This is a genomic window from Streptomyces sp. NPDC028711, assembly GCF_055565415.1.
Map to the genome: position 1 here is coordinate 678,927 of NZ_JBVHUJ010000002.1, position 25,678 is coordinate 704,604.

Genomic DNA, 25,678 nt, shown 5'->3' on the forward strand with positions numbered 1-25,678 from the left:
CAGTGATGGATCTCGCGGGCGGAAAGCGTTATGCCGAGCCCCGCGGTCCGGTCGTCCCTGCGGTAGGCGCGCCGAACCGGTGACCGGTGATCGGTGACCGGTGACCGGCGGTTCTCAGGCCGAGGCCCCGCGCACGATGAAGGAAGCCTGGCCGGCGAAGGTCCGCGTGCCGTCGGAGCCATCGAGCCAGACGCCACCATCACGATGGCGGAGGACCGATCCGGGATAGTTGTGCGCGTGCAGGGTCACCGACCCCGCGACCGCCCCGGGGCGCGGACAGAAGGTCGCGTCCTCACGGAACAGTTCGCCGCCGTCGTCGGCGCTCAGCCGCAGACGGAGGTAGTGGTGGCGGAGATACCGACCGTCCGCGGCGCGAAAGGTGACGCACCGCGTGTCGGCCAACCCTTCGACGACCGTGAAGGTGACCCCTTGCCGGGCCTGCGCACCGCTGGACCCGGAGACGCGGCCGAGCGTCGCGAAGTCGCCGGCATGGGTGACGAACAGACCGGGTCGGTCCACGGACTCCAGCGACCGCGCGCCCAGCGGAACCGTGCCCGCGACGGCCGACGGACTCACCGGGGACGGCTTGTCCGATGGGGTGGTGCGCGACGGGACCGGCGTGGGCGTGCCGACCGTGGGAGCGGCGATGACGACGGGCGTCCGAGGCGCCGGTTCGGGCCAGGTCGCGTAGGTGGCGGTCCCGGCGATGAGCACCGCGCCGGTGGCGAGGCTCACCAGCGGATGAGCGGTCACCGCGTGGAGCTTGGCGCTCAGCGCACTGTGCAGACCGCCTCCCCCCGTCGTCGTGCCGACGGCGACGTGCGCCGTGGCCAGCCCGGCGGTGCTCGCGGCGGTACCCGACAGCAGGCCCTTGGCCGCAAGCGCGGAGATCAGTCCGGCCGGGACGGCCAGCGTCGTGAGACTGAGGGGCAGCAGTTCGGCCGGAACCCGTGTCGACGCCGTCTCCGCGCAGACCGGGCAGCCACGGGTGTGCCGTGCCATCCGCTTGCGCCACACCGACCCACGGAGGCCGTCCCAGCCGACGACGGCCTCGTCCAGCTGCGGACAGCGCGGGTCGGCCTCAAGGGCGGCGACGATCGTCCGGCACAGGTCCAGCTGCTCTCGCATGCGTTGCAGGCGCACTCCGACGTGGGCGACCGTGAGCCCCGTCGCGGCGGCGATGTCGTCACGGCTGAGCAGACCGGCGCATTCCTGCCACCAGAGTGACAGCAGCACCCGGTGGTCCTCATCAAGCCACCGGCTTGCTTCGACGACCCGACGGCGCTCGTCCGAGACGTGCAGCCGCAGGATCGCCACGTCCACGGGCTCGGCGCCTGCGTCCGGTATCTGGCGTGCCTCGTCGATGACCGTGGTCCGGTCGGCGAAGGCGTGCTTCCGGTGCAGGTGGGTATTGATCTGGCGGAGCGTGATCGACACGAGCCAGGAGCGGAAGCTCTCCGGCGTACGCACGGCGGGAAGGTCGCGCACGACGCGCAGCAGGGTCTCCTGGACGACGTCGTCGACGTCGGCATGCCCGCTCAGTGCCCGCCCGACGATGTTGTAGACCAACGGGAGGTACGCGGCGATCAGCTCCTCGCGCGCCCGGTCGTCACCGGCCTGCGCCGCGACGACAAGGCCCGCGTGGTCCACATCGATGAGCCCCATTCCCACCTTCTTCAGGGGAGCGATCCGCCGGGTACGAAGGGCTACCTTAGCGCCGGCTCCCGCACCCGCTCGGCCGCCCTCACGCCGGCCTGAGGCTCAGAGACCCGGGATCGCGTTCGCCGCGATGGCCCTGGCGTACCAGCGGGCGCTGCGCTTCGGGGTGCGCAGCTGGGTGGCGTAGTCGACGTGGACGGCGCCGAAGCGCTTCTCGTACCCGTATGCCCACTCGAAGTTGTCGAGGAGGGACCAGAGGAAGTAGCCGCGTACGTCGGCGCCGTCGGCGAGGGCCCGGTGGACGGCGGCGAGGTGCCCGTGGAGGTAGTCGATCCGGTCGTGGTCGTGGATCTGGCCGTCGGCGGTGGGTGTGTCGGGGAAGGCTCCGCCGTTCTCGGTGATGGCCAGGGGCAGGCCGGGGTGCGCCCGGGAGGTGGCCATGAGGAGGTCGTACAGGCCGGTGGGGTCGATGGCCCAGCCCATGTCGGTGGTGTCGCCGGGCGGGAGGTGGAACTTGACGTCCTCGGAGCCGGGCCACGGGGAGTGGTCGCTCTCGCCGTGGGCGTGGTTGACGGCGGCGGCGTGCGGAGTGGGGGCCGAGACGACCGTGGGCGTGTAGTAGTTGATGCCGAGGAGGTCGATGGGGGCACCGATGGCGGCCTCGTCCCCGGGCTTGACGAGGGTGTTCCAGTCGACGAGGTGGGCAGTGTCGGCGAGCAGGTCGGCCGGGTAGCCGCCGGAGAGCATCGGCCCGGTGAAGATCCGGTTGCCGACGGCGTCGATGCGGCGGGCCGCGTCGAGGTCGGCGGGGGCGGTGGTGAGCGCCCGGACCTGGTGGAGGTTGAGGGTGACGGCGACCTGGGCGTGGGCGGGCAGTGCGGCGCGCAGGGCGGCGGTGGCGCGGCCGTGGGCGAGGTTCAGGTGGTGGGCGGCGCGCAGGGCGAGGGCGGGGTCGGTGCGTCCGGGGGCGTGGACGCCGGAGCCGTAGCCGAGGAAGGCCGAGCACCAGGGTTCGTTGAGGGTGGTCCAGAGCGCGACCCGGTCGCCGAGGGCGTCGGCGGCCAGGGCCGCGTACTCGCCGAAGCGTTCGGCGGTCTCGCGTACCGTCCAGCCGCCCCCCTCCTCCAGGGCCTGGGGGAGGTCCCAGTGGTACAGGGTGGCGACGGGCTGGATGCCGGCGTCGAGGAGCTCGTCGACGAGCCGGCGGTAGAAGTCGAGGCCGGCCGGGTTCGCGGGGCCCCGGCCGTCGGGCTGGACGCGGGGCCAGGACAGGGAGAAGCGGTAGGCCTGGAGGCCGAGGTGGGACATGAGGGTGACGTCGGTGCGGTAGCGGTGGTAGTGGTCGCAGGCGATGTCGCCGGTGTCGCCGTTCGCGACCTTGCCGGGGGTGTGGGCGAAGGTGTCCCAGATGGAGGGGGTACGGCCGTCCTCGGCGGCGGCGCCCTCGATCTGGTAGGCGGCGGTGGCGGCGCCCCACAGGAAACCGGGCGGGAAGTGCAGCCGGTCGAGGGCTGCGGGGACGCGGGCGGTGACGGGAGTCGCGGGCATGGCGAAGTGCTCCTTCGGCGGAGGGTGTGGGGGAGAGGGGTCAGGAGGGAGAGGGCTGAGGAGGTCAGCCCTTGATGGCGCCCTGGGTGATGCCGCCGACGATGTGGCGTCCGAAGAGGGCGAACACCAGGAGCAGCGGCAGGGTGCCCATGAGTGCTCCGGCGGTGATGACGGACCAGTCCGTGGACCAGCCGGTGCCCAGACCGGCGAGGGCGACCTGGACCGTGGGATTGGTGGAGCCGTTCATGACGATGATCGGCCACAGGAAGTCGTTCCAGGACTGGACGAAGGTCAGCATGCCCAGGACCGCCATCGCCGGGCGGGCGACGGGGAAGACGACGTGCCAGATCACGCGCAGGGAGTTGGCGCCGTCGACGCGGGCGGCTTCCAGGAGTTCGGTGGGCAGTGCCTGGGAGAGGAACTGCCGCATGAAGAACACGCCGAAGGCGGTGACGAGCACGGGCAGGATCAGCGCCCCGAGGTGATTGCTCAGCCCCAGGTTCTTGGTGAGGATGAACAGGGGTACGACGCTGAGCTGCGCGGGCACGGCGAGGGTGGACAGGACCAGGCCGAGCATGACCTTCTTGCCGCGGAAGCGGAGTTTGGCGAAGGCGAAACCCGCGAGGACGGAGAACGTCACCGTGCTGACGGTGACGGCCCCCGCGACGAGCGTGGAGTTGAGCAGGGCGATGCCCATGCCGCGCCCGCCGGCGTTGTGCCACACATAGGTGAGGTTCTTGAACAGGTTGCCGCCGGGCAGCATCGGCGGCGGGCTGGAGACGACCGCGTGGCTGTCGGTGGAGGCCGCGACGAGCGTCCAGTACAGCGGGAACAGCGACGCCAGGGCCGCGAGGCCGAGGACGATGTGGGAGAGCCGCCCGGCCCGGTGCTGGCCGCCGGCCCTGCCGGCCTTGGCGGCCCCGGCCGACGGTCGTGCCGCCGCGGGGTGCCGGCGGTCGGAGACGGATGTGGTGGTGGTCATGTCGTACTCCACGTCACTGGGAGGCGCGCAGGCGGCGGGTGATCAGCGCGTTGACGAGCCCGATGAGCAGCAGCAGGCCGAACATGATCCAGGCGACCGCGCTGGCGCGCCCGAGCATGCTGGAGTGGAATCCCTGGTCGTACATGAGGATGCCGAGGGTCTCGTACTGGTGGTCGGTGCCGCCCTGGTGGCCGCTCTGGCCGCCGAACAGGTAGGGCTCGCCGAAGAGCTGGGTGGCGCCGATGGTCGAGACGACCACCGTGAAGAGGATCGTGGGGCGCAGGGCGGGGACCGTGACGTGCAGGAACTGCTGCCAGCGGTTGGCGCCGTCCAGGGCGGCGGCCTCGTACAGCTCGCGCGGTACGGCCTGCATGGCCGCGAGAAAGATCAGGGCGTTGTAGCCGGTCCAGCGCCAGGTGACGATCACGGAGATCGCGAACTGCGAACTCCAGCGGCCGGCCTCCCAGTGCACGGGACCGGCACCGAACAGGCCGAGGAGCCAGTTGGCCATGCCGCCCTCGGGGCTGAAGATCAGGGCGAAGACGAGGGTGGCGGCGGCGACGGACGTCGCGTACGGGGCGAGGAGCGCCGTACGGAGGAAGCCGCGGGCGCGGAGCCGGTAGTTGAGCAGGTGGGCGAGGCCCAGCGCCATGAGCAGCTGGGGAACGGTGGACAGGACCCCGAGGGTGAAGGTGTTGAGCAGGGCGTTCCAGAAGTAGTGGCTGACCTGGCCGGTGAACAGGTCGGCGTAGTTACGCAGGCCGACCCATTCGGCCCGGTCGACGTTGTAGAGGCTCACCCGGTGGAAGGAGAGCCAGCCGGTGTAGAGCAGCGGGAAGAGGCCGAAGGCGGCGAAGACGAGGAAGAAGGGGGCGACGAGGGCGTACGGCGTGCCCTTGGTGTCCCAGCGGTGCAGGCGGCTGCGCCAGGCCGAGGGTCCGGCGGGGCGGGCCGGGGGCGGCTGGGTGTCCCGCCGGTCTGCGGGGCCGTTGCGGCTGGGTGCGGTCGTGGAGGCCACGGGCGGGTTCCTTCGGTGGTCATGGCCGGACGGTCCCGTAGGGGGAGGGGCGGCCGGCTCCCCGGTGACCGGCCGCCCCCTCCCCTCGCGACGACGGCCGGGAGAGGCGGGAAGGGCTACTGGATGGTGCTGTCGATCTGGCGGACGGTGGCGTTCCAGGCCTCTTCCGGGCTCTTGCCGTTCTGCTCCATGAGCAGGACGCCGGTGCCGAACGCCCCGGTCAGGTCCCCGGCGCGCGGGCCGGACTCGGCGGGCTCGATGGCCTGGGCGGCGGTGGAGAAGATCCGTCCGGTGGCGGCTCCGGGGCCGATGTAGGCGTTCTTGTAGTCGACGACGCCCGGCAGGTCATAGGCGGCCTGGTTGGCGGGGATGTTGCCGACCTTCTGGAAGACCTTCGCCTGCTGCTCGGGCGCGGTCAGCCAGGCGACGAGCTTCTTGGCCTCGTCGACGTGCTTGCCGGAGGCCGGCACGGCCAGGAAGGAGCCGCCCCAGTTGCCGGCCGCCGGAGGCTGGGCGATGTTCCACTTGCCCTTGTTGGAGGGGCCGGAGAACTGCTGGATGTTGGCCTGCTGCCAGGAGGGGCAGACCGTTGTGGCGAAGGTGGACTTGGAGAACGCGGTCTGCCAGGGGGTGTCGAACATCTTCAGGCCCTGGCTGGTCCGGCCCTGGACGGCCTTGACGGCCAGGTCCCAGGCGTTCCTGACGCTGGGGGAGTCCTTGTAGGCGAGCTTGCCGTCCTTGTAGTACTGGACGGGGCTGCTGGAGACGACGGCGTTGAAGAGGCCGCTGGCGCTGTCCATGAAGTGGGTGCCCTCGGGGGCTTTGGCCTGGTACCGCTTGCCCGTCTCGACGAACTTCGCCCAGTCGCCCGCCCACAGCCTGCCGACCGACTCCGGGTCCGAGGGCAGGCCCGCGGCCTTGAACAGGTCCTGGCGGTAACAGATGGCCATCGGGCCGACGTCGGTACCGAGGCCGATCGTCCTGCCGTCGGCGGTCGTGGCCTGGTCCCACTTCCAGGGCAGGTAGTCCTTCTTGTCGACGCCGGGGGCGTCGGACAGGTCGGCGAAGGCGTCGGCGAGGTCCTCGGAGGTGGCCAGGGCCATGCGGCCGACCTCGAGTGCCTGGACGTCGTCGAGACCGCCACCGGACAGCCGGGTCTGCAGGGCGGTCCAGTAGTTTCCCTCGACGGTGGTCGGGTTCTCCTTGATGGTGATCCCGGGGTGCTGCTTCATGTACGCGTCGTACAGACCGGCCTCCTTGTATCCGAAGGTCCCGAACGTGCCGACGGTCAGGGTGATCTTCCCGTCGGCGGAGGCGGAGCCGGAGTCGGAGGACGAGCAGCCGGCGAGGGTGAGGGCGAGTGTCGCCGCCGCGGAGGCGAGTACGACGGAGCGGATACGGGCGCGCGGCACGGACGAGCGGGGCATGGCATCTCCTCGATGCGTCAAGAAGGGGGTGGGGGTACACCGACAGGTCACCTCGACGGCGGTCGACGTGGAGAGGCGGCCTTCGAAGGCCGGGGTGGAGCCTCGCGATGGGGGCTTGTTCCCAGATTGGGAGCGCTCCCAAATGGTGGCGTCGAAACCCTGCCGGTCACCTTGACGGCCTGTCAAGGTGGCTGCAGGGACAGGCTGTGCACGGCGGCGCAGGGGTGAGCGCTGCGCAGGGGCGAGCGCGGTGCAAGGGTGAGCGCGGCGCCCGGCGCACGGCAGAGCGCGGGCCGGCGGACGGGGCCGGCGTACGGCCACAGCGCGGGCCGGCGCGCGGGGGTCGCCGGGCCGGTCGCGAGGCGGTCCGTCAGGCGCTGGCGCGGGTGACCAGACGTGTGGGGAGGATCAGTGGAGTGGGGGCCTGCCCGTTGATGAGCGCGACGAGCATGCGCGCCATCTCACGACCGAGACCCTCTATGGGCTGGTGCACCGTGGTCAGCGGCGGATCGGCGATCCTGGCCACGGCCAGATCGTCGAAGCCGACCACGGCGACGTCGGCGGGGACGCGGCGGCCGGCGTCACGCAGCGAGCGCAACGCCCCCGCTCCCATGTTGTCGCTGGCGGCGAATACTCCGTCGAGCTCCGGGTGCCGCGCCGACAGCGCCGCCATGGCGGCCGCTCCGCTGGGCTCGGTGAAGTCACCGGCCTCCGGTGGGTACGGTTCGAGGCCCGCCGCCAGCATGGCGTCCTGGTAGCCGCGGTAGCGGGTGCGCCCCACCTCCGTGTCCAGCCGCCCACAGATCGTCGCGACCCGGGTCCGGCCGAGCGAGATCAGGTACTCGGTCGCCGCGCGCGCTCCTCCGAGGTTGTCGACGTCCACGTACCACCGCGGATCCAGACCGACCGGACGTCCGCCGAACACCACGGGCATCTCCGCCTCTTCCGCCATGCGGGCCAGCGGATCATCCTCGCGCAGCGCCATCAGCATCACCCCGTCGGCCCCCTTGGACCGGAGAAGCTGCTCCACGCGCCGGCGCCCCCGGTCGGAGGCGGCCAGACACAGCATCAGGTGCAGGTCGGCCTCCTCGAGCGCGGCCGAGGCGCCCACGATCACCTGGGCGAAGAACGGATCCGCGAAGATCGACGGATCCTCGCCCGAGACGACCAGGGCGGCCGCACCGGTCTGACGGGTCGCCAGCGCCCGGGCGGTCGGATTCGGCACGTACCCGAGTTGATGGACGGCCCGTTCGACGGCCTCGCGTTTCGCGCGACTGACGTGCGGGGCGTTGTTGAGCACACGCGAGGCCACCGACCGCGAGACCCCGGCCAGTTCGGCCACCTCGTCGAGTGTCGACTGCCGGTGCGGCACAGCTTGCGCCATGGCCTGCCTTCCTGTCTTTTCTCTGAACGCCTGGAAGACTGGAAGCGCTTCCAGTTGCAGGACTGTAAACCCTTCCCGCCCTCGTGTGAAGTCTTGGTCAAGTGACGGCACTTGACAGTGCCGATCGGTGCGTCACACGATACGGCCACACCTCGGGCCCATGAATCGCCGCCTGGGAACGCTTCCAGTGGGAGCGCTTCCACCGATTCCTGTACGTCCGGAGTGTGACGGTGTCTCCGCCGGGGCGCCGCCCCCGTGCGCCGCCGCACGGGAACCTCGTACCACCGCACTTCCTCACCGCGTCGCCCGCTCGGGACGAGACCGCGCGACGCATCCACCGTCAGGAAACCGAGGTACAGCCATGCGCCGCAGAATCCGCGCTCTCGTCACAGCCCTCTTCGCGCTGCCACTGGCGCTCGCCGTCGCGCCGTCCGCCCACGCGGCGGACCCCACCACCATGACCAGCGGGTTCTACGTGGACCCGAACTCCAGCGCGAAGCAGTGGGTCGCCGCCAACCCCGGTGACGGCCGGGCGCCCGCCATCAGCGCGTCCCTGGCCAACAGGCCGATGGCCCGCTGGTTCGGTGCCTGGAGCGGCACCATCGGCACCGCCACGGGCGCGTACGTCGGTGCGGCGGACCAGGCGGACAAGCTGCCCGTTCTGGTCGCCTACAACATCTACCTCCGTGACTCGTGCGGCGGGCACTCCGGAGGCGGAGCCTCGTCGCCCTCCGCCTACGCGACCTGGATCGCGCAGTTCGCCGGCGGGATCTCGAACCGTCCGGCCGTCGTCGTCCTAGAACCCGACTCCCTCGCGGACTACGGCTGCCTGAACCAGACCCAGATCCGCGAACGACAGGGCATGATCAGCGGCGCCCTCGCCGAGTTCAACCGTCAGGCGCCCAACACCTGGGTCTACCTCGACGCGGGCAACCCCGGCTGGGTGAGCGCGGCGACGATGGCCCAGCGCCTCCACGAAGCCGGCCTCCGCCAGGCCCACGGCTTCTCCCTCAACGTCTCGAACTACTACACCACCGCCCAGAACACCGCCTACGGCAACGCCGTCAACAGCGAACTGGCCGCACGCTACGGCTACACCAAGCCGTTCGTCGTCGACACCAGCCGCAACGGCAACGGCGCCAACGGCGAGTGGTGCAACGCGGCGGGCCGCCGCATCGGCACGCCCACCCAGCTGGGCGGCGGCGCCGAGATGCTGCTGTGGATCAAGGCCCCGGGCGAGTCCGACGGCAACTGCGGCGTCGGGACCGGTTCGACTGCCGGACAGTTCCTCCCCGAGGTCGCCTACAAGATGATCTACGGCTACTGACCCCGGACTCCTGTGGCCCGGTGTCCGCCATCCCGCGACCGGGCCACAGGTACCACCGGCCCTCCTCACCCCATCCCTCCGACCAGGAGCCTTCATGAATCCACGCAGCCTACGGCGCCGTGCGACCACCGCCGTCGCGGTGCTCGCGGCCTGTGCCGCCCTCACCGCGACGCAGGCGCAGGCGCAGGCCGCGCCCGCCGCGGACGCGCTCACCCCGGCCACGAGGTTCTACGTGGACCCGCACAGCAAGGCCGCCGAGCAGGCGCTCACCGACCTCAGGAACGGCGACCTCGCGAACGCCGTGAACATGGCCAGGCTGGCGAGCTGGCCGCAGGCCGAGTGGTTCACCGAGGGCACACCCGACGAGGTCCGGGCCAAGGTGAGAACCCTCGTCCGCGAGGCCCGGACGGTGAACCGGACCCCCGTCCTGGTCGCCTACAACGTGCCGGGCCGGGACTGCACCCAGTACTCCAGCGGCGGTGCCGCGTCATCCGCCGCCTACCGGCAGTGGATCGACGCCTTCGCCGCCGGCATCGGCGACAGCAAGGCCGTCGTCGTGGTCGAGCCCGACGGCCTGGCCCTCCTCCCCAGCGACTGCGGTCCGGGCGTGGACCCCACCGGCGAACTCACGGCGGCCCGCGTCGCCGACCTCGCGTACGCCGTCAGGACCATCAAGTCCAAGGCACGCACGGCGGTCTACCTCGACGCGGGCAACGTCCTGTGGCGGCCCGTCGGCGAGATGGCGCGGCGACTGCTCGACGCGGGCGTCCGGGACAGTGACGGCTTCGCCCTCAACGTGTCCAACACCCACCCCACCGACCACAACGCGCGCTACGGCACCTGGGTGGCCACGTGCATGTGGTACGCCACCGAAGGGCCCGAGCACGCCCGCGGCCACACCGACTGGTGCGCCACCCAGTACTACTCGCCCGCCGCGCCCAATGACGGCGCCCCGGGCAACGCGGTCGACTCCGCCGACCCCGCCACCTGGCGCTGGACCGACGCCTGGTTCGACCAGACCGTGGGCACCCCGCCGAACGACGCGCTGCACCACTTCGTCATCGACACCAGCCGCAACGGCCTGGGGGCCTGGACCCCGGAGCCCGGCAAGTACAGCGGCGACCCGGAGATCTGGTGCAACGCGCCCGGCCGCGGCCTCGGCGCGCGCCCGACCGCCGACACCGGTGTCCCCCTCGTCGACGCCTACCTGTGGATCAAGATCCCCGGGGAGTCCGACGGCAGCTGCACCCGCAACACCGGCGGCACGATCGACCCCGAGTACGGCATCGTCGACCCGCCGGCCGGCACCTGGTGGCCCGAACAGGCCCACACACTGGCTCGCAATGCGGCACCGCGGCTGACCTTCAACCGCTGAGCTCCGCCCGCGCCCGCGTCCGGCCCCGGGCGGTCTCTCTCTCGTGGCCTGACCTGCGGTGCGCCGGTGAGTGCTGTCGATCTGTGCGGACGGGGCTCCGGGTCGACCGGAGCCCCGTCGGGGGTCAGCTGGTGGGGAAGGTGTCGGTGCTGCTGATCCGGCTCTTGATCAGTGCCCCCGACTCCGTCAGCACGCCGCTGCTGCTGTAGTCGGTCCCGTTACACGTGCCGGGGCGCAGTGCCGCGCTGGACTCGGGTGCGTCGGAGTAGGTCCAGTTCGCGTAGCCGATCTTCAGCTGGTCGAGCAGGTCCAGCCAGGCCGTGGTGCTCGCCCGGTCCAGTGTTCCGCCGCCCGTGGCGGTCACCGTGCCGAACTCGGTGACGAAGAGCGGCAGTTGCGAGGCCGCCCGGCTCACCGTGGCGCGGTAGTTGTCCTTGTGGCTCGCGGCGTAGAAGTGGAACGCGTACATGATGTTGGTGGCGTTGACCGGGTTGTTGACGATCTCGCTCTCGTTCGAGCCGTCCGAGACGCCCAGCGAGGACCAGCCGCGGGTGCCGACGATGATGACGGCGTCCGGGTCGGCGGCCCGGATCACCGGGATGACCTGCTCGGCGTAGTTCTTGATCGCCGTCCAGCTCACGCCGTTGGGCTCGTTGGCGATCTCGTAGATCACGTTCTTCTTGTCGGCGTTGCGGGCCGCGACGGACGCGAAGAACGTCTTCGCGCGGTCGAGGTTGTAGTTCGGGTCGCCCGGCGTCAGGGTGTGGAAGTCGATCATCGCGTACATGCCCCGGGCCTCGGCCATGTCGACGAGGCTGTTCACGCGGCTGGTGAAGCCGGCCGGGTCGGTCTCGTAACCGCTCTCCTGGACGTACATGGCGATACGCAGGAGGTCCGACTTCCAGTCCTTCGCCAGCGCGTCCACGGACGCGGTGTTGTAGCACTTGCTGAACCACTGGATGCCGTGCGTGCTCATGCCCCGCAGCTGGATGGGGCGGTTGTACTGGTTGCACAGGTGGACGCCGCAGACGTGGAGCTTTCCGTTGACGTCCACGGGGGTGCCGGTGCCCGGGCCGGGCGTGGGCTCCCCGCCTCCCGGCGGGGGCTCTTCGACCGTGCCCGTGCAGGCGACGCCGTTGAGCGTGAACGCCGTCGGCTTCGGGTTGGCGCCCGTGAAGGAGCCCACGAATCCCAGGTCGGTCGACGCGCCGGTGCCCAGCGCGCGGTTCCAGTCGACGTTGGTGACGTTGACCGTCGAACCGGACTGCGACCAGGTGGCGTTCCAGCCCTGGACGACCTTCTGCCCGGTGTCGGGCAGGGCGAACGTGAGCGTCCACCCGTTGACGGGTTCACCCAGGTTGGTGATCTTCACTCCGCCCTGGAAGCCGCCCTGCCACTGGCTGGTGACGGTGTAGTCGACCTTGCAGCCGACGGCGGCCGCCGCCGGGGGGCTCGACAGGGCCATGAGTCCGAGGGCTGTCGCCCCGGTCGCGATCAAGGCCAGGAGGCGCTTCACGGTGTCTCTCCTCGTACGGATCGGAAGGAGCCGTTGGGAGCGCTCCCGTGGGCCGTCGGTGTGCCCTGGTCGGCCACGAAGGAGGCCATCCAGGTCAGGGCGGAGTTCCAGTTGATCGTGAGCTCGTTGGTCGACCAGGACTGGATGTCGTCGATGTAGCAGAACTGCCCGGTGCAGCCCCGCAGTTTGCTCTGCGCGAGCGGGTCCTGAATGCCCGAGTTCGGGCCGCCCGACAGCGAGCCGGCGGGTGGCGCGGGCAGCTTCGGGTCGAGCTGGCGGGCGTACCAGCGGCTGTGCTGGTTCTGCGCGCTGACCTCGCCGTACCCCGTGACGTACGAGATGTTCAGGGCGTTGCGGCCCAGGATGAAGTCCATGCTCTGGACGGCCCCGTCGCGGTACTTCGCGCCGCCGGTGATGTCGTACGCGGTGGCCAGGACGACGGCGTTGTTGAGGATCTGGTGCGTGGATCCCCAGTCGTACGTGTGGCCCTCCGGGGCGTACGGCATGCCGTACGGGTGGGCCTTCAGGGTGGCCAGGTAGCGGTCGGCCCCCTCGCGCACGGACTGGCGGACCTTGTCCCGGCCGGGCAGCCGGCTCGGGACGGTGGCCAGGTCGAGCCGGGCGGGGACGGCCGTACGAGCCCAGTCGAAGCTGATCGGACCGAAGATGTCGGCCGTGTGGACCGGGGAGTTGAGGACGTGGTCCCGGAACTCCCTCCCGCCCGTGGTCAGGTACAGCTCGGTGGCCGCCCAGTAGAACTCGTCGCTGACGTCACGGTCGGCGTAGGTGCCGCCGCCGATGCCGTCGCTCTCGGAGGCGAGGACGTCGGGGTGGGCGAGGGCCGCGGCCCAGGCCTTGCGGGCCGCGTCGAGCGCGGTGGCGGCGAACCGGGGGTCGTACGGCTTGAACAGGCGGGCGGCCTGGGCGGCGGTCGCCGCGAGGTTCAGGGTGGCCGCCGTGGTCGGCGGGTGCAGTTCGCGCTTCTGCGGATCGGCGGAGGGCATCAGGGGCAGGCCCGTCCACTGCTCGTCGTGGATCTTGTGGTGGGCCATGCCGGCGAGCGGCCTGCCGTCCGGCACCTGCATCTTGAGCAGGAACTCCAGCTCCCAGCGGGCCTCGTCGAGGATGTCCGGGACCTTGTTGCCGCTCTCGGGGATGTTCAGGGTGCCGTCGCCCAGCTTCTCGGCCTGCCCGGTGCGGGCGTGCCGGGCGCGCTCGTAGGTGCTGAGGAGCTGCCAGACGGAGATGCCGCCGTTGACGACGTACTTGCCGTGGTCGCCGGCGTCGTACCAGCCGCCGGTCACGTCGAGCGTGTAGTCGCAGACGCCCGGCTGGCAGGGCACGTTCCCGTCGCCCTGGTTGGGGGCGACGTCGACGTGACCGGCCTCGCGGCCGTAACCGGGTCGCAGGTCGTCACGGATCTCCACCCCGCTGCGCTGGGTGTAGTAGAACTTCGCGGCGTCCAGGCGGAGTCGCTCGTACGCGGCGGTGCCGATGCCGAAGGGCCGGCTGGTCTCGCCGTCGGCGACCAGGGTGAGGCCCTCGCCGGCCCGGCGGTAGTCACCGAAGTGGATCGAGTGGACGTTCTGCCCGGAGGAGGGGTCCACGCCGCGCGGTGTGGTCCAGCCGCGCGCGACGACGGCGCCGGTGGCGTTCCGCAGCTGCCAGGGGCGCCGCTCGGTCGCCTCGGTGACGAGGGTGGCGTTCTTCGGCCCGCCGGGAAGGTAGGCGACCTGGTTGACGCGGACGCGGGGGCCGGTGTCGGGCTTGTACTCCTCCGGTGGCACCCCGCCGAGCAGCGACACGTCGTCGAGGCAGAAGCGCCAGGGGTCGGCGCCGCCGCCGAGCTGGAAGGCGACCTGGCCCTGCGGCGTGTCGACCGGCGAGGTGAACGTGTAGGTGTACGTGTTGCCGGAGACGCTCAGCTGCGGGGTGACCTCGTGGTACGCATCGTACGGTGCCACTTGGAGGCCCACGACGGCGCGGACGGAGTTGCCTTCGGGGGCGCCGCTCGCGCTGAAGCGGAAGCGGTACGACTCTCCCTTGACGAGCGTGAGGTCGTTCTGGCCGACGGCGGCGTCCCAGCGGTTCGCCGTGCCCCCCGGCACGTCGGCGCAGAGTCTGCCGTCGGCAGGTCCGACGGTGACGTTGTCCGTCCACCACGAGTCGGTGCCGGTGTCGAAGGTGCCGTTCCTGACCTGCTCGACCTCGTCCGCTCCCGCCGGGCCGGCGGGGACCGCGGTGAGCCCCGCCGCGAGCAGAGCTGTCAGGGACAGCAGGGCGGTTCTGCGTTTGTTCACGTCTTGGCTCCTCACAGGAGACAGGGACCGCTCAGAAATGGGAGCGCTCCCATCGGGCGGGGGTCATACTCGTGGCTGGAGTGCGCGCCGTCAACGACTCGGACAAGACCCGCTGCACGAGGCTGCGCGAGCAACTCGGCTCACCGGCAAGTGCGTTGGGGTCGACAGAGGTCCTCGCGATCCGAGTTCCCGCTGGTGAGGAGATGCGGATTCCGCTCGGCCCGCCCGTCCGCGCTCCGGTCGCGGAGGCGTACCGGCCGACTGCGGAAGGCGTACGGGCCGACAACGGAGACGTAGCGGTCGAGCGCGCCACGGGCCGTAAGATCAGGGGCTCTTGGGGGTGTCAATATGCTGAAACGCAGTTCGGGCACACCGACGCTGGAGGAAGTGGCCGCCCTCGCGGGAGTGGGGCGGGGCACGGTCTCCCGGGTGATCAACAAAGCGTCAGGTGTGAGGGAGTCCACCCGCCGTGCCGTGCAACGTGCCATCGACGAGCTGGGCTACGTGCCCAACCTGGCGGCGCGTTCCCTGGCCGGGCGACCCGCCGGCGCCGTCGCGCTGGTGATGACGAAGACGGACTGGCGACTGTTCGGAGAACCGTTCTTCTCGGAGGTCGTACGAGCGGTCGGAGACGCCCTGTCCGAGGCCGGCCTGCAGCTGCTGCTCACCCTCGTCCGCACGGACGACGAGCGGCAGCGGCTCGTGGAGTACGTGCGCGGAGGCCGGGTCGACGGGGTGCTGCTGATGTCGGTACGGGCCGAGGACGCCCTGCCGGACATGCTCGCCGACGCGGGACTGCCCACGGTGCTGCTCGGCAGACGCTCGGGCGACGAGCGGGTGACGTACGTGGACACGGACAACGTCGGCGGCGCGCGCGCCGCGGTCGCCCACCTCGTCGGCGGCGGGCGGAAGGCCATCGCCGCGATCACCGGACCGCCCGACATGTACGTCGCCCGGTGCAGACTGCGGGGCTACCGGGAGGCGCTGGCCGATGCCGGGCTCCATGAGGTGCCGTCCCTGGTGGCGGAGGGCGATTTCACCGAGGCCAGCGGGCGGCGGGCGATGGCCGGGCTCATCGAGCGGCACCCCGAGGTCGACGCCGTGTTCGCCGCGTCCGACAGCATGGCCGCCGGCGCGCTGACCGCCCTGCTCGCGGCGGGGCGGAGGGTGCCGGAGGACGTGGCGGTGGTCGGCTTCGACGACTTCGAGCTGGCCGAGCAGACGGAGCCGCAGCTGACCACCGTCCGTCAGCCGATGGAGGAGATCGGCCGGACCATGGTGCGGCTGCTGCTCGAGGAGATGGAGCAGCCGGAGGTGGCCTGGCGCCATGTGATCCTGCGGACCCGGCTGATGGTGCGCGGATCGGCCTGAGGGCGTTGGGGTCGGGCCCCGCCGGTGGTTACCGGGTGGCCGGCGGGGGTCGCCACTCGGGGCGGCCCCGGTACGTCCGTAAGGGCGGCGTCTCTGAACGCGTACGGGCGGGGGCGGTTTCGGGAGCGCTCCCACATCTCCCGGCCCCCGAGGTGGTCGCGCTCGGAACTCTCAGCGGTCCCTGACCTGCTCCTCTGAATTTCCTTGGACCCGTTCGATGTCCGATGGGTTGTCAGGACACGGCGACGCTCCTACAGTCCCCTCCGAAACCAGCGTGTGGGAGCGCTCCCAGATTGGCGGATCCGGGAGCGCTCCCGACTCTTGATCGTTCGGCACCGGCCCCTGAACCGTACGTACGACCGACAGCGCGGGGACGCACGTCGACAACCCGTTCGCCGGGGCCATAACCCCTGCCCGATCCGGCGGCCCGCCCCCGGGCGGGTGGGGTCCCCACGTCCGGAAAGCGAACCGCAAGGAGGGAAGCAAGGCCCTGAACCACTCCCACACAGGCACAGGAGACATCCATGGCTCGACGCAAGAAGCGACTGCTCTCGCTGGCGGCGGTCTTCGCGACCCTGCTCGGCGGAATCGGTCTGGCCCTGCTGGGTCAGAGCAGCGCCCAGGCACACGGCGTCACGATGACGCCCGGATCGCGCACCTACCTCTGCTACCTCGACGCCAAGACCAGTACCGGCTCGCTGGATCCGACCAACCCGGCCTGCCGGGCGGCGCTCAACGAGAGTGGCGCCTCGTCGCTCTACAACTGGTTCGCCGTGCTCGACTCCAACGCGGGTGGACGGGGCGCCGGTTACGTCCCGGACGGAAAGCTGTGCAGCGCCGGTGACCGGTCGCCGTACAACTTCACCGGGTACAACGCCGCCCGCGCCGACTGGCCCCGCACGCACCTGACGTCCGGGAAGGCGATCCAGGTCAAGCACAGCAACTGGGCCGCGCACCCGGGCTCCTTCCGGGTCTACATATCCAAGCCCGGATACTCGCCGAGCACCGAACTGGGCTGGGACGACCTGGAGTTGATCCAGACCGTCACCGACCCGCCGCAGACGGGATCCCCCGGCACGGACGGTGGCCACTACTACTGGAACCTGAACCTGCCGTCGGGCCGTTCCGGCGACGCGGTGATGTTCATCCAGTGGGTGCGCTCGGACAGCCAGGAGAACTTCTTCTCCTGCTCCGACATCGTCTTCGACGGCGGCAACGGCGAGGTCACCGGCATCCGCGGCTCGGGCGGCACGCCGACCCCGACCCCGACCCCGACCCCGACTCCCACGCCCACCCCGACTCCCACGCCCACCCCGACTCCCACCCCGACTCCGACTCCTACCCCGACCGATCCGCACACCGGGTGCATGGCCGTCTACAACGTGACCAACGCCTGGAGCGGTGGCTTCCAAGGCTCCGTCGAGGTGATGAACCACGCCACGACGGCACGTGACGGCTGGGCGGTGACGTGGAAGCCCGGCGCCGGAACGAAGGTCAACAGCGTCTGGAACGGAGCTCTGACCACCGGATCCGACGGCACGCTCACCGTCGCGAACCTCGACTACAACCGGACCATCCCGCCGGACGGCAGCGTCACGTTCGGCTTCACGGCGACCTCGACCGGCAACGACTACCCGGTCGGCTCGATCGGCTGCGTCACCCCGTAACAGCTGAGGAAGGGAGCGCCGCTTCCCGCCACACGCGGGAGGCGGCGCTGCCCCCTGCACAGAGCATGATCGACGGGCTACCCGGTACTGCCGACCGCACCTGATCGACTGCTCCGGATTCACGCCTCGCCAAGGCGATGAGTTTGCCTGCCGCCTGAAGTCTTCCCCTGTGACAGCCCCGCCCGACGGGGCGAGAAGCGGAGCATCCCCCTGTCATGGAGGGGAGACGGAGAGCAGAATGAGCCATCCGATTCGGCTGTACATGTCGATGTCGCTCGACGGCTATGTCGCCGGCCCTGACGATCGGCCGGGCCAGGAGCTCGGACGCGCCGGTGGACGTCTTTTCAACTGGCTCGACGACCGGGAATCCGACGGTCCCAGTGGACAGGTCTATCGCGAGGCGATGGCGACCGGCGCGGTGATCTCCGGCCGTCGGACCTTCGAACTCGCCGGTCGTTGGCAGGGCGACCACCACGACGGAGTGCCGATCTTCGTCCTCACCCACCACGTGGATGACGGGGACGCGCCACCCGGCCACGCGCGCTTCGTCACCGATGTCGAGGAGTGCGTCCGGCAGGCTCGCGCGGCCGCCAGGGACCGGCCGGTCATGGTCCACGGGGCGGGAGCGGCCCAAGCGCTCCTGCGAGCCGGGCACCTCGACGAGATGGAGATCCACCTGGTTCAGGTCCTCCTCGGAGACGGCCGACGGCTCTTCGACCACCTCGGTGGCGCACCTATCGAACTCGACCTCGTCCGACGGCTCGACGACCGGGACGTCACGCACCTCCGTTACCGGGTGTGCCGACCCGAGGATGCCGCGTGAAGACGCTCTTCGTCGCCTACCGCGTCACCGACCTGGACCGATCGCTCGATTTCTACACCGCCCTTGGCTACGCCGAGCTGGGCAGGGTCGAGCCCGGCGACGGGAGTCATCTCGTGATCCTCAAGTTTCCCGGCGAACCGGCGGCCTCGCTCGAACTGGTCCACCGCCCTGTCGGCGGTCGCGTCGACGTGGGCAGCGGTGTCGACCATCTCGCGATCCAGGTCGACACACTGGCCACCACCCTGGAGCGGCTGACCGACGCCGGTCTGGAGCCCGGACCTGTCCAGTACCCGGGCGGCCCTCACGGCCCGAAGACGTCGTGGCTCACCGACCCGGACGGCTACCGGATCGAGTTGGTGGAGTGGCCGCCCGGACACCCCGACGGCATCACCGCAGCGGACTTCTCCTGAGCCGCCCGTTGAGCGGATTCGACGAGCTTCGCGGCACGACCAGCGCCAACGCCACCCAGTCCATGGCTGAGACTCCCCGTGAGAGGGGATGCGAGATGATCCAAAAGGCGCCTACACGCCGTCCCACAGGCCCTTGCTTTGGAGACGCCGCTGCCGACGCCGCTCCGCAGCCGCTGTCAAGCCGTAGATCAGTCCAGCAAACAGGGCGAACGCCGGCGTGAGGAGACCGGTGTCGAACACCGAGAGGAAGAGCCCGACGGCAACAGCGACACCGAACCCGGTAGCGAGCGGATGGTGCGCCACCCACTTCTGGATCGAGGTGGGACGCTTCTCTCCGCCCAAAGCCCGGTCCAGGGAACGAAACGCGCTCCTCAGGTAGCGGATTTCGCCCCGCGAGCTGTCAGAGCCCGAGATCCTGTTCTCTCTCCCGCTGAGTGGATCAGGCATGGCGTCCTCCTCGGTTGTGGCAGGGCATGAGGCGCATGGCTCCCCTTCGGGGAGCCCCGACCTGCCGTTCAGGGACCCTACGCACTGAGTTCACGACAGCTCTTCGGCTTCAGCGCACCCAGTTTCGTGCCCCGAAGTTGCCGTAGGCCGGCAACTGTCCAGGCCTAGCCGTCCGTTGAAGGCACGGCGCACGGACGGAGGACCATGAGCGAGGCTTCCAGGGTGGCCGTCATGGCGAAGGGGAACCGGTCGAGTTCGAGGCAGAGTGCGACGTCATCAGGGTGGGCTCCTTCCCGCACACCTTCCGTCAGTTCGGCGGCGGCGCGGGACTCGCCGGCGCGGTGGAGGTAGCCGACGGCGTCCGTCGCGGCCTCGGTGGCCCTCCGTGCGATGTACTGAGCGCACGCCAGGTCCTCGTCAGCCCGCCCGTCCTCGCCCGTGACCACGAACGTGACGCTGTCGCACGCGCGTGCCCGCAGGAGCCGAGCCGTCGCCTCCGCCACCACGAAGCCGGCGCACAGCACCAGCGACGCCTCCTTGACCGCGAGGGCGCCTACCGTCCCCGCCGTGGTCTTCTGCACGACGGTCCGCCCGCCGAGGTCGACGGAGCGCAGCAGCCCCGGCGAGTTGACGGCGTCGAACCCGGGCGCCGGCGGACCGTCCTTGAGCGCCACCCAGTCCGGGTGGCGGGCCTTGAGCGCCAGGGCGTCCTCGAGCGACTCGGCCAGCACGATCTTCTCCGCCCCCTGGGCGAACGCCCAGGCGGCCACCGTGTAGGCCCGCATGACGTCCACCACGACCGCCACGCGCGGGGTGTCGACCAGCTCGGCGATGCCAAGGAAACGAGTGTCCATACGGCCATGATCACGCGCGCCCGCCCCGAAGCACGCCGACAGTGGTACGCGTCACATCGGCAGTCGCGGAGTCGGTCGAGGGCGCGGCGCGGCCCTCCGGCCGTCGTGGCGCCATGCGGACCGAAGCCGCTCAGGACCCGCCGCGCCCGGCGAGCGGTCGGGTGGTGTTGCCCGCGCCGCACCCCCTCCCGGGCGCGGGCCCGACCGCGGATCGTAGGCTGGGCGCATGCCCAGAACTTCCCCCGCGGTCGCCCTCGATGCCCTCCTCGCCGGAAACCGGCGTTTCGTGGCGGGGACGCCCGACCATCCGAACCAGGACGCCGTCCGCCGGGCCGAGCTGGCACCGGGCCAGGATCCCTTCGCCGTCGTCCTGGGATGCTCCGACTCCCGGCTCGCTGCGGAGATCATCTTCGACCGGGGGCTCGGGGACCTCTTCGTCGTACGAACGGCTGGGCACGTGATCGGCGCGGAGGTGCTGGGCAGCGTGGAGTACGCCACGAGCGTGCTCGGCTGCCGTCTGGTGGTGGTCCTCGGGCACGACTCGTGCGGAGCCGTCGGGGCGGCCCGGGCGGCGGTGGAGGACGGGTTCGCGGCGAACGGCTTCGTCCGTGACGTCGTCGAGCGGGTCACTCCCAGCGTGCTGGCCGCCCGGGCCGCCGGCCTGACCGAGGACGGTGACATCGTCGACGAGCACATCCGGCACACCGTCGGTCTGCTCCTGGAGCGGTCCCGGGTGCTCTCCGAGCAGGTGGAGTCGGGTGAAGCCGCCGTCGTGGGACTCGCGTACCAGCTCGCCGAAGGCAGCGCCCGGCTCGTGACGTCCCGTGGTGCCGTCTCCGCCGGAGCCGTGCCGACCGGGGGAGAGGCGTGATCGCCTCGTCGAGGTGACCGGGGTGGTCCTCGGCCCCGGTCACGTCCGGGAAGGGATGCCGGCCGCCGGTGCGTCGAGGCGGGCGGCCCCGCCCGTGACCTGACCCGGACCGAGCCGACCCGGACCGAGCCGACCCGGGCCGACCTGACCCGCACCGAGCCGACCCGGGCCGACCTGACCCGGGCCGACCTGACCTGAGCCGAGCTGACGCGGGCTGACCCGACCCGGGCGCGCCCCCTGCCCGGGTGAAATCGAACGGCGGGTTGTCAGGACAGGGACCAGGTGCCCCGGCGGCTGTGGGAAATCCTTTCTGCGGTGGTTCTCCCCGGCTGACGCCCTCCACCTGAGCTGCGGTTTCCCGTTCGGACGAGTGTGGGCCGAGTGGCGGGGCGGGTGCTTGGGCGGGAGCGCGTGAGTGCCGAAGCGGTCAGTAGCCGTCGTGTGCCGGGATGCACCGGTGCCGGTGGCCGGCCCCGTCCCACCCACCTCTGGAGCACCCCCATGCGCTTGTTCGCGCGCTGCGCCACAGCCGCCGTCCCGCTGATCCTCGCCCCGCTGATGACCACGCCCGGCGCGTCCGCCGCGCCGGAGCGGCAGGAGCCGGTTCCGGTGACCCGTTCGTCCGGCGTTCCCGTCCCGAACAGCTACATCGTCACCCTTAAGGGGGGCGCGGACGCGGCCGGGTTCGTGTCGAAGGTCCCGCTGCTCCGGAAGCCGACCTTCACGTACGGCACGGTCCTGAACGGGTTCGCGGCGACACTGACGGACGCCCAGCTCGCCTTCGTACGCAAGTCGCCGCTGGTCGGCGCCGTCGAGCAGAACGCCGAAGCCGCCGTGTACGAGGGCGGAGGACGGGCGCTCGCCGCCACCGACGTCTGGGGTCTCGACCGGATCGACCAGCGGATCCTGCCGCTCGACCAGCAGTTCCTCACCGCGGGCAACGGGGCCGGTGTGCGGGCGTACGTCCTCGACACCGGCATCGACTACGCGCACAGGGAGTTCGGCGGGCGGGCCTCCTTCGGGTTCGACGCGGTGGGCGACGGCCGGGACGGCGCGGACTGCCAGGGGCATGGCACCCACGTGGCGGGCACCGTCGGAGGCAGCACCTACGGCGTCGCCCGTAAGGCGTCCCTGGTCAGTGTCCGGGTGCTGGGCTGCGACGGCAGGGGCGACTGGGCCGGGATCATCGCCGGCATCGACTGGATCGCCAAGAACGCCGTCAAGCCCGCCGTCATGAACGCCTCCCTCGGCGGCGAGAGGTCCCCCGCCGTCAACGCGGCCACCGACTCCCTCTACATGTCGGGCGTTCTGCCCGTCGTCGCCGCGGGCAACAGCGCCGCCGACGCCTGCACCATCTCGCCGGCCAGTGCGGACGGCGCGCTCACCGTCGGCGCCACGAACCAGGAGGACGAGGAGACCCACTTCTCCAACTGGGGCCCCTGCCTCTCCCTCTACGCGCCGGGCCAGAACATCCTCTCCGCCAAGATGGGCGGCGGGAGCGCCGCCCTCGACGGTACGTCCATGGCCTCCCCGCACGTGGCGGGCACCGCCGCCCTCTACCTCGCGGCCAACCCCAAGGCGACCAGCGGCGACGTCTCCACCTGGCTCCGCAACACGTCCACCAAGGACGTGATCACGGCCATCAGCGGGACCTCCCCGAACCGGCTGCTCTTCACCGGCAACCTCTGAGATGCGGCGACAGGCCTCGTACTGATGCCCGATCCGCTCACGCGGTTCCGGCCGTCCGTCGCCGCCCCACGCGGCTCAGACCTGACCGGTGACGGTGACGCTGACGTGAGCCCGGGCCGCGTCCCCGGCCAGCAGGGCGGTGAGGCGCGCCTCCACCGCCCTGCGTGCGGCGCGGGCGACGTCCATGGTGCGGTCGCCGAGCGGCGCGACGAGGCGCACCTCGACGTGCCACGGCGCGTCACCGGCTCCGCCGTGCACCCGGACGTCCGCGGCGGAGCCGGAGCGTCCCGCGCCGGGTTCGGGACCGCTCGGTGTGGCGCGCGGCGGATCGGAGGGTCCGGGTCGGAACGAGGCCGCTCCCGGCACGTCCCGTACGGCCCGGGCGATCTCCTCGGTGAGGGTGACTCGGGTGATGTCCTGGGTCATGGGACCTGGCCCTCCTGATCGTCGGCCGGGGTGACGATATCGGCGATGACGACGTGGACGAGCGGGACAGCCACGTCCGGCTCCTCGTCGGCGCACCGCACGCCGGTCACCGGCCGTCCGCGGGCGGGAGACACCTGTCACCGAAGGAGTGAATCCCGCCGGAAACGCCGGGGAGTGAAAGCGGGTTGCGGCTGCCCGAACGCTTGCCGGGCTGCCCGTGTGGCCACCGGCCCGTCAGCGGCCCACGGGGTCGCCCGCCGCGCCGTCGTTCCGGCTGAGCAGCATCACGTGGCCGCCGTGATGCAGCGGTGTGTCCAGACGCGGACGACTCTCCTCGTGGCCCGTCCGCGCGTCGATCACGTGTACTTCGGCGTGACCGCCGCGGGTGACGGCCACCCAGTCGGAGCCCGGCGAGGCGGCCACCGCTCGGCGCTGGACGCCCTCCCAGGGGGTGCCTCCGCGCCTCGGCGCACCGTCCATGCCGGGGAGGGCGACGCGGTGAAGGGCGCCGTCGGCCCCCAGGAGCACCAGCTCGTCGCCGTCGGGGTGGACGCGGCTGAACGCGGTGTGGTGCCGGGCGAGGGCCAGCCGGAAGACGAGGCCGGGGCCGAGTTCGGTGAGGTGCGTGCGGCCCGTCTCCAGCTCGTGGCACCACGCCTGGTTCGTCCACTCCGGCCACCGCAGCGGGTCCGGGTCGCCGCCGCGCAGCGTGGACCAGAGCGCCCGCCGACGGGTGTCGAGGCGGAGGTACCAGCCGCGGGCGGGCGATTCCCAGGGGATCACCGTCTCGGCCACGACCGAGTCGCCCTTTCGCCGTACGGCGTGCACGCCCTCGCCCGTCGCCGCGAACACCCGGCCCGAGCGCGGGTCCTGTGCGTCGCCGTGCCCGTCGTCCGGCAGTGGCAGGAGCGCGTGCGGCGCGGCCACCGGGCAGCCGGGCGGGGCCGCGAGGAGGTCCGCGAACCGGTGGACGGCCAGCGCCCCCGGCTCCCGGTGCCGCAGGACGACGAGCGGATCGCCGCCGCCCAGGACCGTCACGCCCGGTTCCCCGACGCGGGTGCGGACCCGAGCGGTCTCTCCCGTACCCAGGTCGACGACCGTCAGAAGGTCCGACCACGGCTCGGTGTTCCTGCCCAGGCCGGTCGTGACGGCCAGCCGGAGACCGGACGGATCGCAGGCGAGATGCTCGGCCGGGACGGCGACCGGCACGGCGAGCTCCACGAGCCGCTCGCCGAACGGGTCGAGCACCAGGAGTTCTCCCCGACGGTCGTCGACACAGGCCACCCGTCCCTCCGGCAGCGCCAAGAACCCCGCGTGCTCCGAGAGGTGGCGTCCGGTGAGGCGTCCCGTGACGGTTCCGTCCGGCACGGACAGCACGTACACGGATCCGTCCACGTGGTCGGAGACGAGGAGCGCGGTAGCGGTAGCGGTATGGGAATCGGCAGCGGTCATGGGTCCTCCAGGGGCCTGTCTAGTGAAAACGATTATCATGTATGTTCGGTGCGTTCCAGGTCCTTGAGGAAGAGAGGCCGACGATGCTGCGCGCACCGTCCAGATTTGTCCGTGGTTGTGTCACCGCAGCGGTGGTGGGTTCCGTCCTGGTCGGCTGCGGCTCGACCCCCGACGAGCCCGCGAACGCCAAGCCCGGTGCCACCGCGAAGACCGACGTCACCGTCGAACCCATCAAGCCGGCGACCGAGTTGACCGACGTGAACGGCGTCAAGGTCTCCTTGAAGAAGGCGCCGGAGCGGATCGTCTGTCTGTTCGCGCTCTGCGACGACATCCTGACCGAGCTCGGCATGGTCCCGACGGCCACCAACAGCGCCCTGCTCGCCCACCCCCGCTTCCTCGGGGAGGAGAAGGCCGGGAAGGTCGACGTGATCCCCGGCGGGTTCATCGCCCCGGAGGTGGAGGCGATCCTCTCCCACAAGCCGGACCTCGTGATCGGTCTGGGGGACACCCACGGCAAGCTCGCACCCGCCCTGAAGGGCGCCACGACGTTCTGGGCCATGCAGCCCGAGACGTGGGAGGACAGCGTCGGCTACCTGCGCGACGCCGCGGCCCTCACCGGCCGCACGGCAGAGGGAGAGAAGGCCGAGAAGGCCTTCAGGACCAAGCTCGCGGCGGCCGAGAAGGCCCCGAGCGGCAGGACCGCGCTCATCATCTACGGCAGTGACGAGAACTTCGGCGTCGCCACGCCCGAGGGTGACGTCACCGCCAGCCTGTTCCCCAAGATCGCGCAGTACCCCTGGAAGTCCCGTGGCGTGGAGGGGAGTTACAGCCTCGAGGAGATCCTCGCCCGGGACGTCGACGTGCTGTTCGTCGAGACGATGAGCTTCGGCGGCGGGGACGGCAAGCTCTCGGAGAAGCTCGCGAAGAACCCCCTCTGGAGCAAGATCCCGGCGGTGCGGAACGGCGAGGTCCACGAGGTGAACTCGGAGTTGTGGGCCAAGGGGCGAGGAACCCGTTCACTGGGCCTCGTCCTCGACGAGGCCACGGCCGCGCTGCGGTGAGGACCCCCTCCTCGGCGCCAGGCTCGACGCCCGACGCGGCGCCCGGGGCAGAGCCCTCCACGGCGCCCGGC

20 protein-coding genes and 1 pseudogene are annotated in these 25,678 nt (G+C 71.2%); 9 read left to right on the plus strand and 12 right to left on the minus strand.

Annotation, left to right across the window (positions count from 1 at the left end):
- Positions 1-114: 114 nt before the first annotated feature.
- The 6 genes from ACZ4VK_RS08835 to ACZ4VK_RS08860 form a co-directional block, all read right to left on the minus strand.
- Complete coding sequence (locus ACZ4VK_RS08835; RefSeq protein ID WP_468349976.1) at positions 115-1,665, minus strand: sigma-70 family RNA polymerase sigma factor; 1,551 nt, start codon at positions 1,663-1,665, stop codon at positions 115-117.
- A 96-nt stretch (positions 1,666-1,761) separates the two neighbouring features.
- Positions 1,762-3,207 (minus strand): GH1 family beta-glucosidase, encoded by a 1,446-nt coding sequence (locus ACZ4VK_RS08840; RefSeq protein ID WP_468349978.1) that lies wholly within the window; start codon positions 3,205-3,207, stop codon positions 1,762-1,764.
- A gap of 64 nt (positions 3,208-3,271) precedes the next feature.
- Positions 3,272-4,189, minus strand: a complete 918-nt coding sequence (locus ACZ4VK_RS08845; protein ID WP_468349979.1) for a carbohydrate ABC transporter permease — start codon at positions 4,187-4,189, stop codon at positions 3,272-3,274.
- Between the two features lie 13 nt (positions 4,190-4,202).
- Positions 4,203-5,207, minus strand: coding sequence for a carbohydrate ABC transporter permease (locus ACZ4VK_RS08850; RefSeq protein ID WP_468349981.1), 1,005 nt, complete (start codon positions 5,205-5,207; stop codon positions 4,203-4,205).
- Positions 5,208-5,323: 116 nt separating this feature from the next.
- Positions 5,324-6,634 (minus strand): ABC transporter substrate-binding protein, encoded by a 1,311-nt coding sequence (locus ACZ4VK_RS08855; protein WP_468349983.1) that lies wholly within the window; start codon positions 6,632-6,634, stop codon positions 5,324-5,326.
- A 370-nt stretch (positions 6,635-7,004) separates the two neighbouring features.
- Complete coding sequence (locus ACZ4VK_RS08860) at positions 7,005-8,018, minus strand: LacI family DNA-binding transcriptional regulator (RefSeq protein WP_468349985.1); 1,014 nt, start codon at positions 8,016-8,018, stop codon at positions 7,005-7,007.
- A gap of 361 nt (positions 8,019-8,379) precedes the next feature.
- On the opposite strand from ACZ4VK_RS08860, the gene ACZ4VK_RS08865 reads away from it, so the two are divergent.
- Complete coding sequence (locus tag ACZ4VK_RS08865) at positions 8,380-9,345, plus strand: glycoside hydrolase family 6 protein (protein ID WP_468349987.1); 966 nt, start codon at positions 8,380-8,382, stop codon at positions 9,343-9,345.
- Between the two features lie 94 nt (positions 9,346-9,439).
- Positions 9,440-10,720 (plus strand): glycoside hydrolase family 6 protein, encoded by a 1,281-nt coding sequence (locus tag ACZ4VK_RS08870; protein WP_468349989.1) that lies wholly within the window; start codon positions 9,440-9,442, stop codon positions 10,718-10,720.
- A gap of 124 nt (positions 10,721-10,844) precedes the next feature.
- On the opposite strand, the gene ACZ4VK_RS08875 is transcribed toward ACZ4VK_RS08870, so the two are convergent.
- Both ACZ4VK_RS08875 and ACZ4VK_RS08880 read right to left on the minus strand, forming a co-directional pair.
- The gene (locus tag ACZ4VK_RS08875; protein ID WP_468349991.1) at positions 10,845-12,236 is read right to left on the minus strand and encodes a cellulase family glycosylhydrolase; all 1,392 of its coding nucleotides are present in this window, start codon (positions 12,234-12,236) and stop codon (positions 10,845-10,847) included.
- Positions 12,237-12,298: 62 nt separating this feature from the next.
- Positions 12,299-14,536, minus strand: a pseudogene (locus ACZ4VK_RS08880) (glycoside hydrolase family 9 protein); the annotation flags it as partial.
- Positions 14,537-14,884: 348 nt separating this feature from the next.
- Between ACZ4VK_RS08880 and ACZ4VK_RS08885 the strand changes: the two are divergent.
- From ACZ4VK_RS08885 to ACZ4VK_RS08900, 4 genes are all read left to right on the plus strand, one after another.
- Complete coding sequence (locus ACZ4VK_RS08885; protein WP_468349993.1) at positions 14,885-15,907, plus strand: LacI family DNA-binding transcriptional regulator; 1,023 nt, start codon at positions 14,885-14,887, stop codon at positions 15,905-15,907.
- A gap of 524 nt (positions 15,908-16,431) precedes the next feature.
- Positions 16,432-17,574 carry a lytic polysaccharide monooxygenase auxiliary activity family 9 protein gene (locus ACZ4VK_RS08890; RefSeq protein ID WP_468349995.1) on the plus strand — a complete coding sequence of 381 codons (1,143 nt, stop codon included), beginning with the start codon at positions 16,432-16,434 and terminating at the stop codon, positions 17,572-17,574.
- A gap of 238 nt (positions 17,575-17,812) precedes the next feature.
- Complete coding sequence (locus tag ACZ4VK_RS08895) at positions 17,813-18,397, plus strand: dihydrofolate reductase family protein (protein ID WP_468349996.1); 585 nt, start codon at positions 17,813-17,815, stop codon at positions 18,395-18,397.
- The gene (locus tag ACZ4VK_RS08900) at positions 18,394-18,807 is read left to right on the plus strand and encodes a VOC family protein (RefSeq protein ID WP_468349998.1); all 414 of its coding nucleotides are present in this window, start codon (positions 18,394-18,396) and stop codon (positions 18,805-18,807) included. Before ACZ4VK_RS08895 ends, ACZ4VK_RS08900 begins: the two co-directional genes overlap by 4 nt.
- Before the next feature lie 111 nt (positions 18,808-18,918).
- On the opposite strand, the gene ACZ4VK_RS08905 is transcribed toward ACZ4VK_RS08900, so the two are convergent.
- Both ACZ4VK_RS08905 and ACZ4VK_RS08910 read right to left on the minus strand, forming a co-directional pair.
- Positions 18,919-19,254: a hypothetical protein gene (locus ACZ4VK_RS08905; protein ID WP_468350000.1), complete on the minus strand. Its 336-nt coding sequence runs from the start codon at positions 19,252-19,254 to the stop codon at positions 18,919-18,921.
- 164 nt (positions 19,255-19,418) lie between these two features.
- Positions 19,419-20,108, minus strand: a complete 690-nt coding sequence (locus ACZ4VK_RS08910) for a 2-phosphosulfolactate phosphatase (RefSeq protein ID WP_468350002.1) — start codon at positions 20,106-20,108, stop codon at positions 19,419-19,421.
- Positions 20,109-20,334: 226 nt separating this feature from the next.
- Here ACZ4VK_RS08910 and ACZ4VK_RS08915 point away from each other — a divergent pair, with 226 nt between their 5' ends.
- Both ACZ4VK_RS08915 and ACZ4VK_RS08920 read left to right on the plus strand, forming a co-directional pair.
- Complete coding sequence (locus ACZ4VK_RS08915) at positions 20,335-20,979, plus strand: carbonic anhydrase (RefSeq protein WP_468350004.1); 645 nt, start codon at positions 20,335-20,337, stop codon at positions 20,977-20,979.
- Positions 20,980-21,480: 501 nt separating this feature from the next.
- Positions 21,481-22,668 (plus strand): S8 family peptidase, encoded by a 1,188-nt coding sequence (locus ACZ4VK_RS08920; RefSeq protein WP_468350006.1) that lies wholly within the window; start codon positions 21,481-21,483, stop codon positions 22,666-22,668.
- A gap of 75 nt (positions 22,669-22,743) precedes the next feature.
- Here the strand turns inward: ACZ4VK_RS08920 and ACZ4VK_RS08925 are convergent, their stop codons facing one another.
- Positions 22,744-23,094, minus strand: coding sequence for a hypothetical protein (locus tag ACZ4VK_RS08925; RefSeq protein WP_468350008.1), 351 nt, complete (start codon positions 23,092-23,094; stop codon positions 22,744-22,746).
- Positions 23,095-23,328: 234 nt separating this feature from the next.
- Positions 23,329-24,546, minus strand: a complete 1,218-nt coding sequence (locus tag ACZ4VK_RS08930; RefSeq protein WP_468350010.1) for a YncE family protein — start codon at positions 24,544-24,546, stop codon at positions 23,329-23,331.
- Positions 24,547-24,629: 83 nt separating this feature from the next.
- On the opposite strand from ACZ4VK_RS08930, the gene ACZ4VK_RS08935 reads away from it, so the two are divergent.
- Positions 24,630-25,607, plus strand: a complete 978-nt coding sequence (locus ACZ4VK_RS08935; protein WP_468350803.1) for an ABC transporter substrate-binding protein — start codon at positions 24,630-24,632, stop codon at positions 25,605-25,607.
- Positions 25,608-25,678 lie beyond the last annotated feature (71 nt).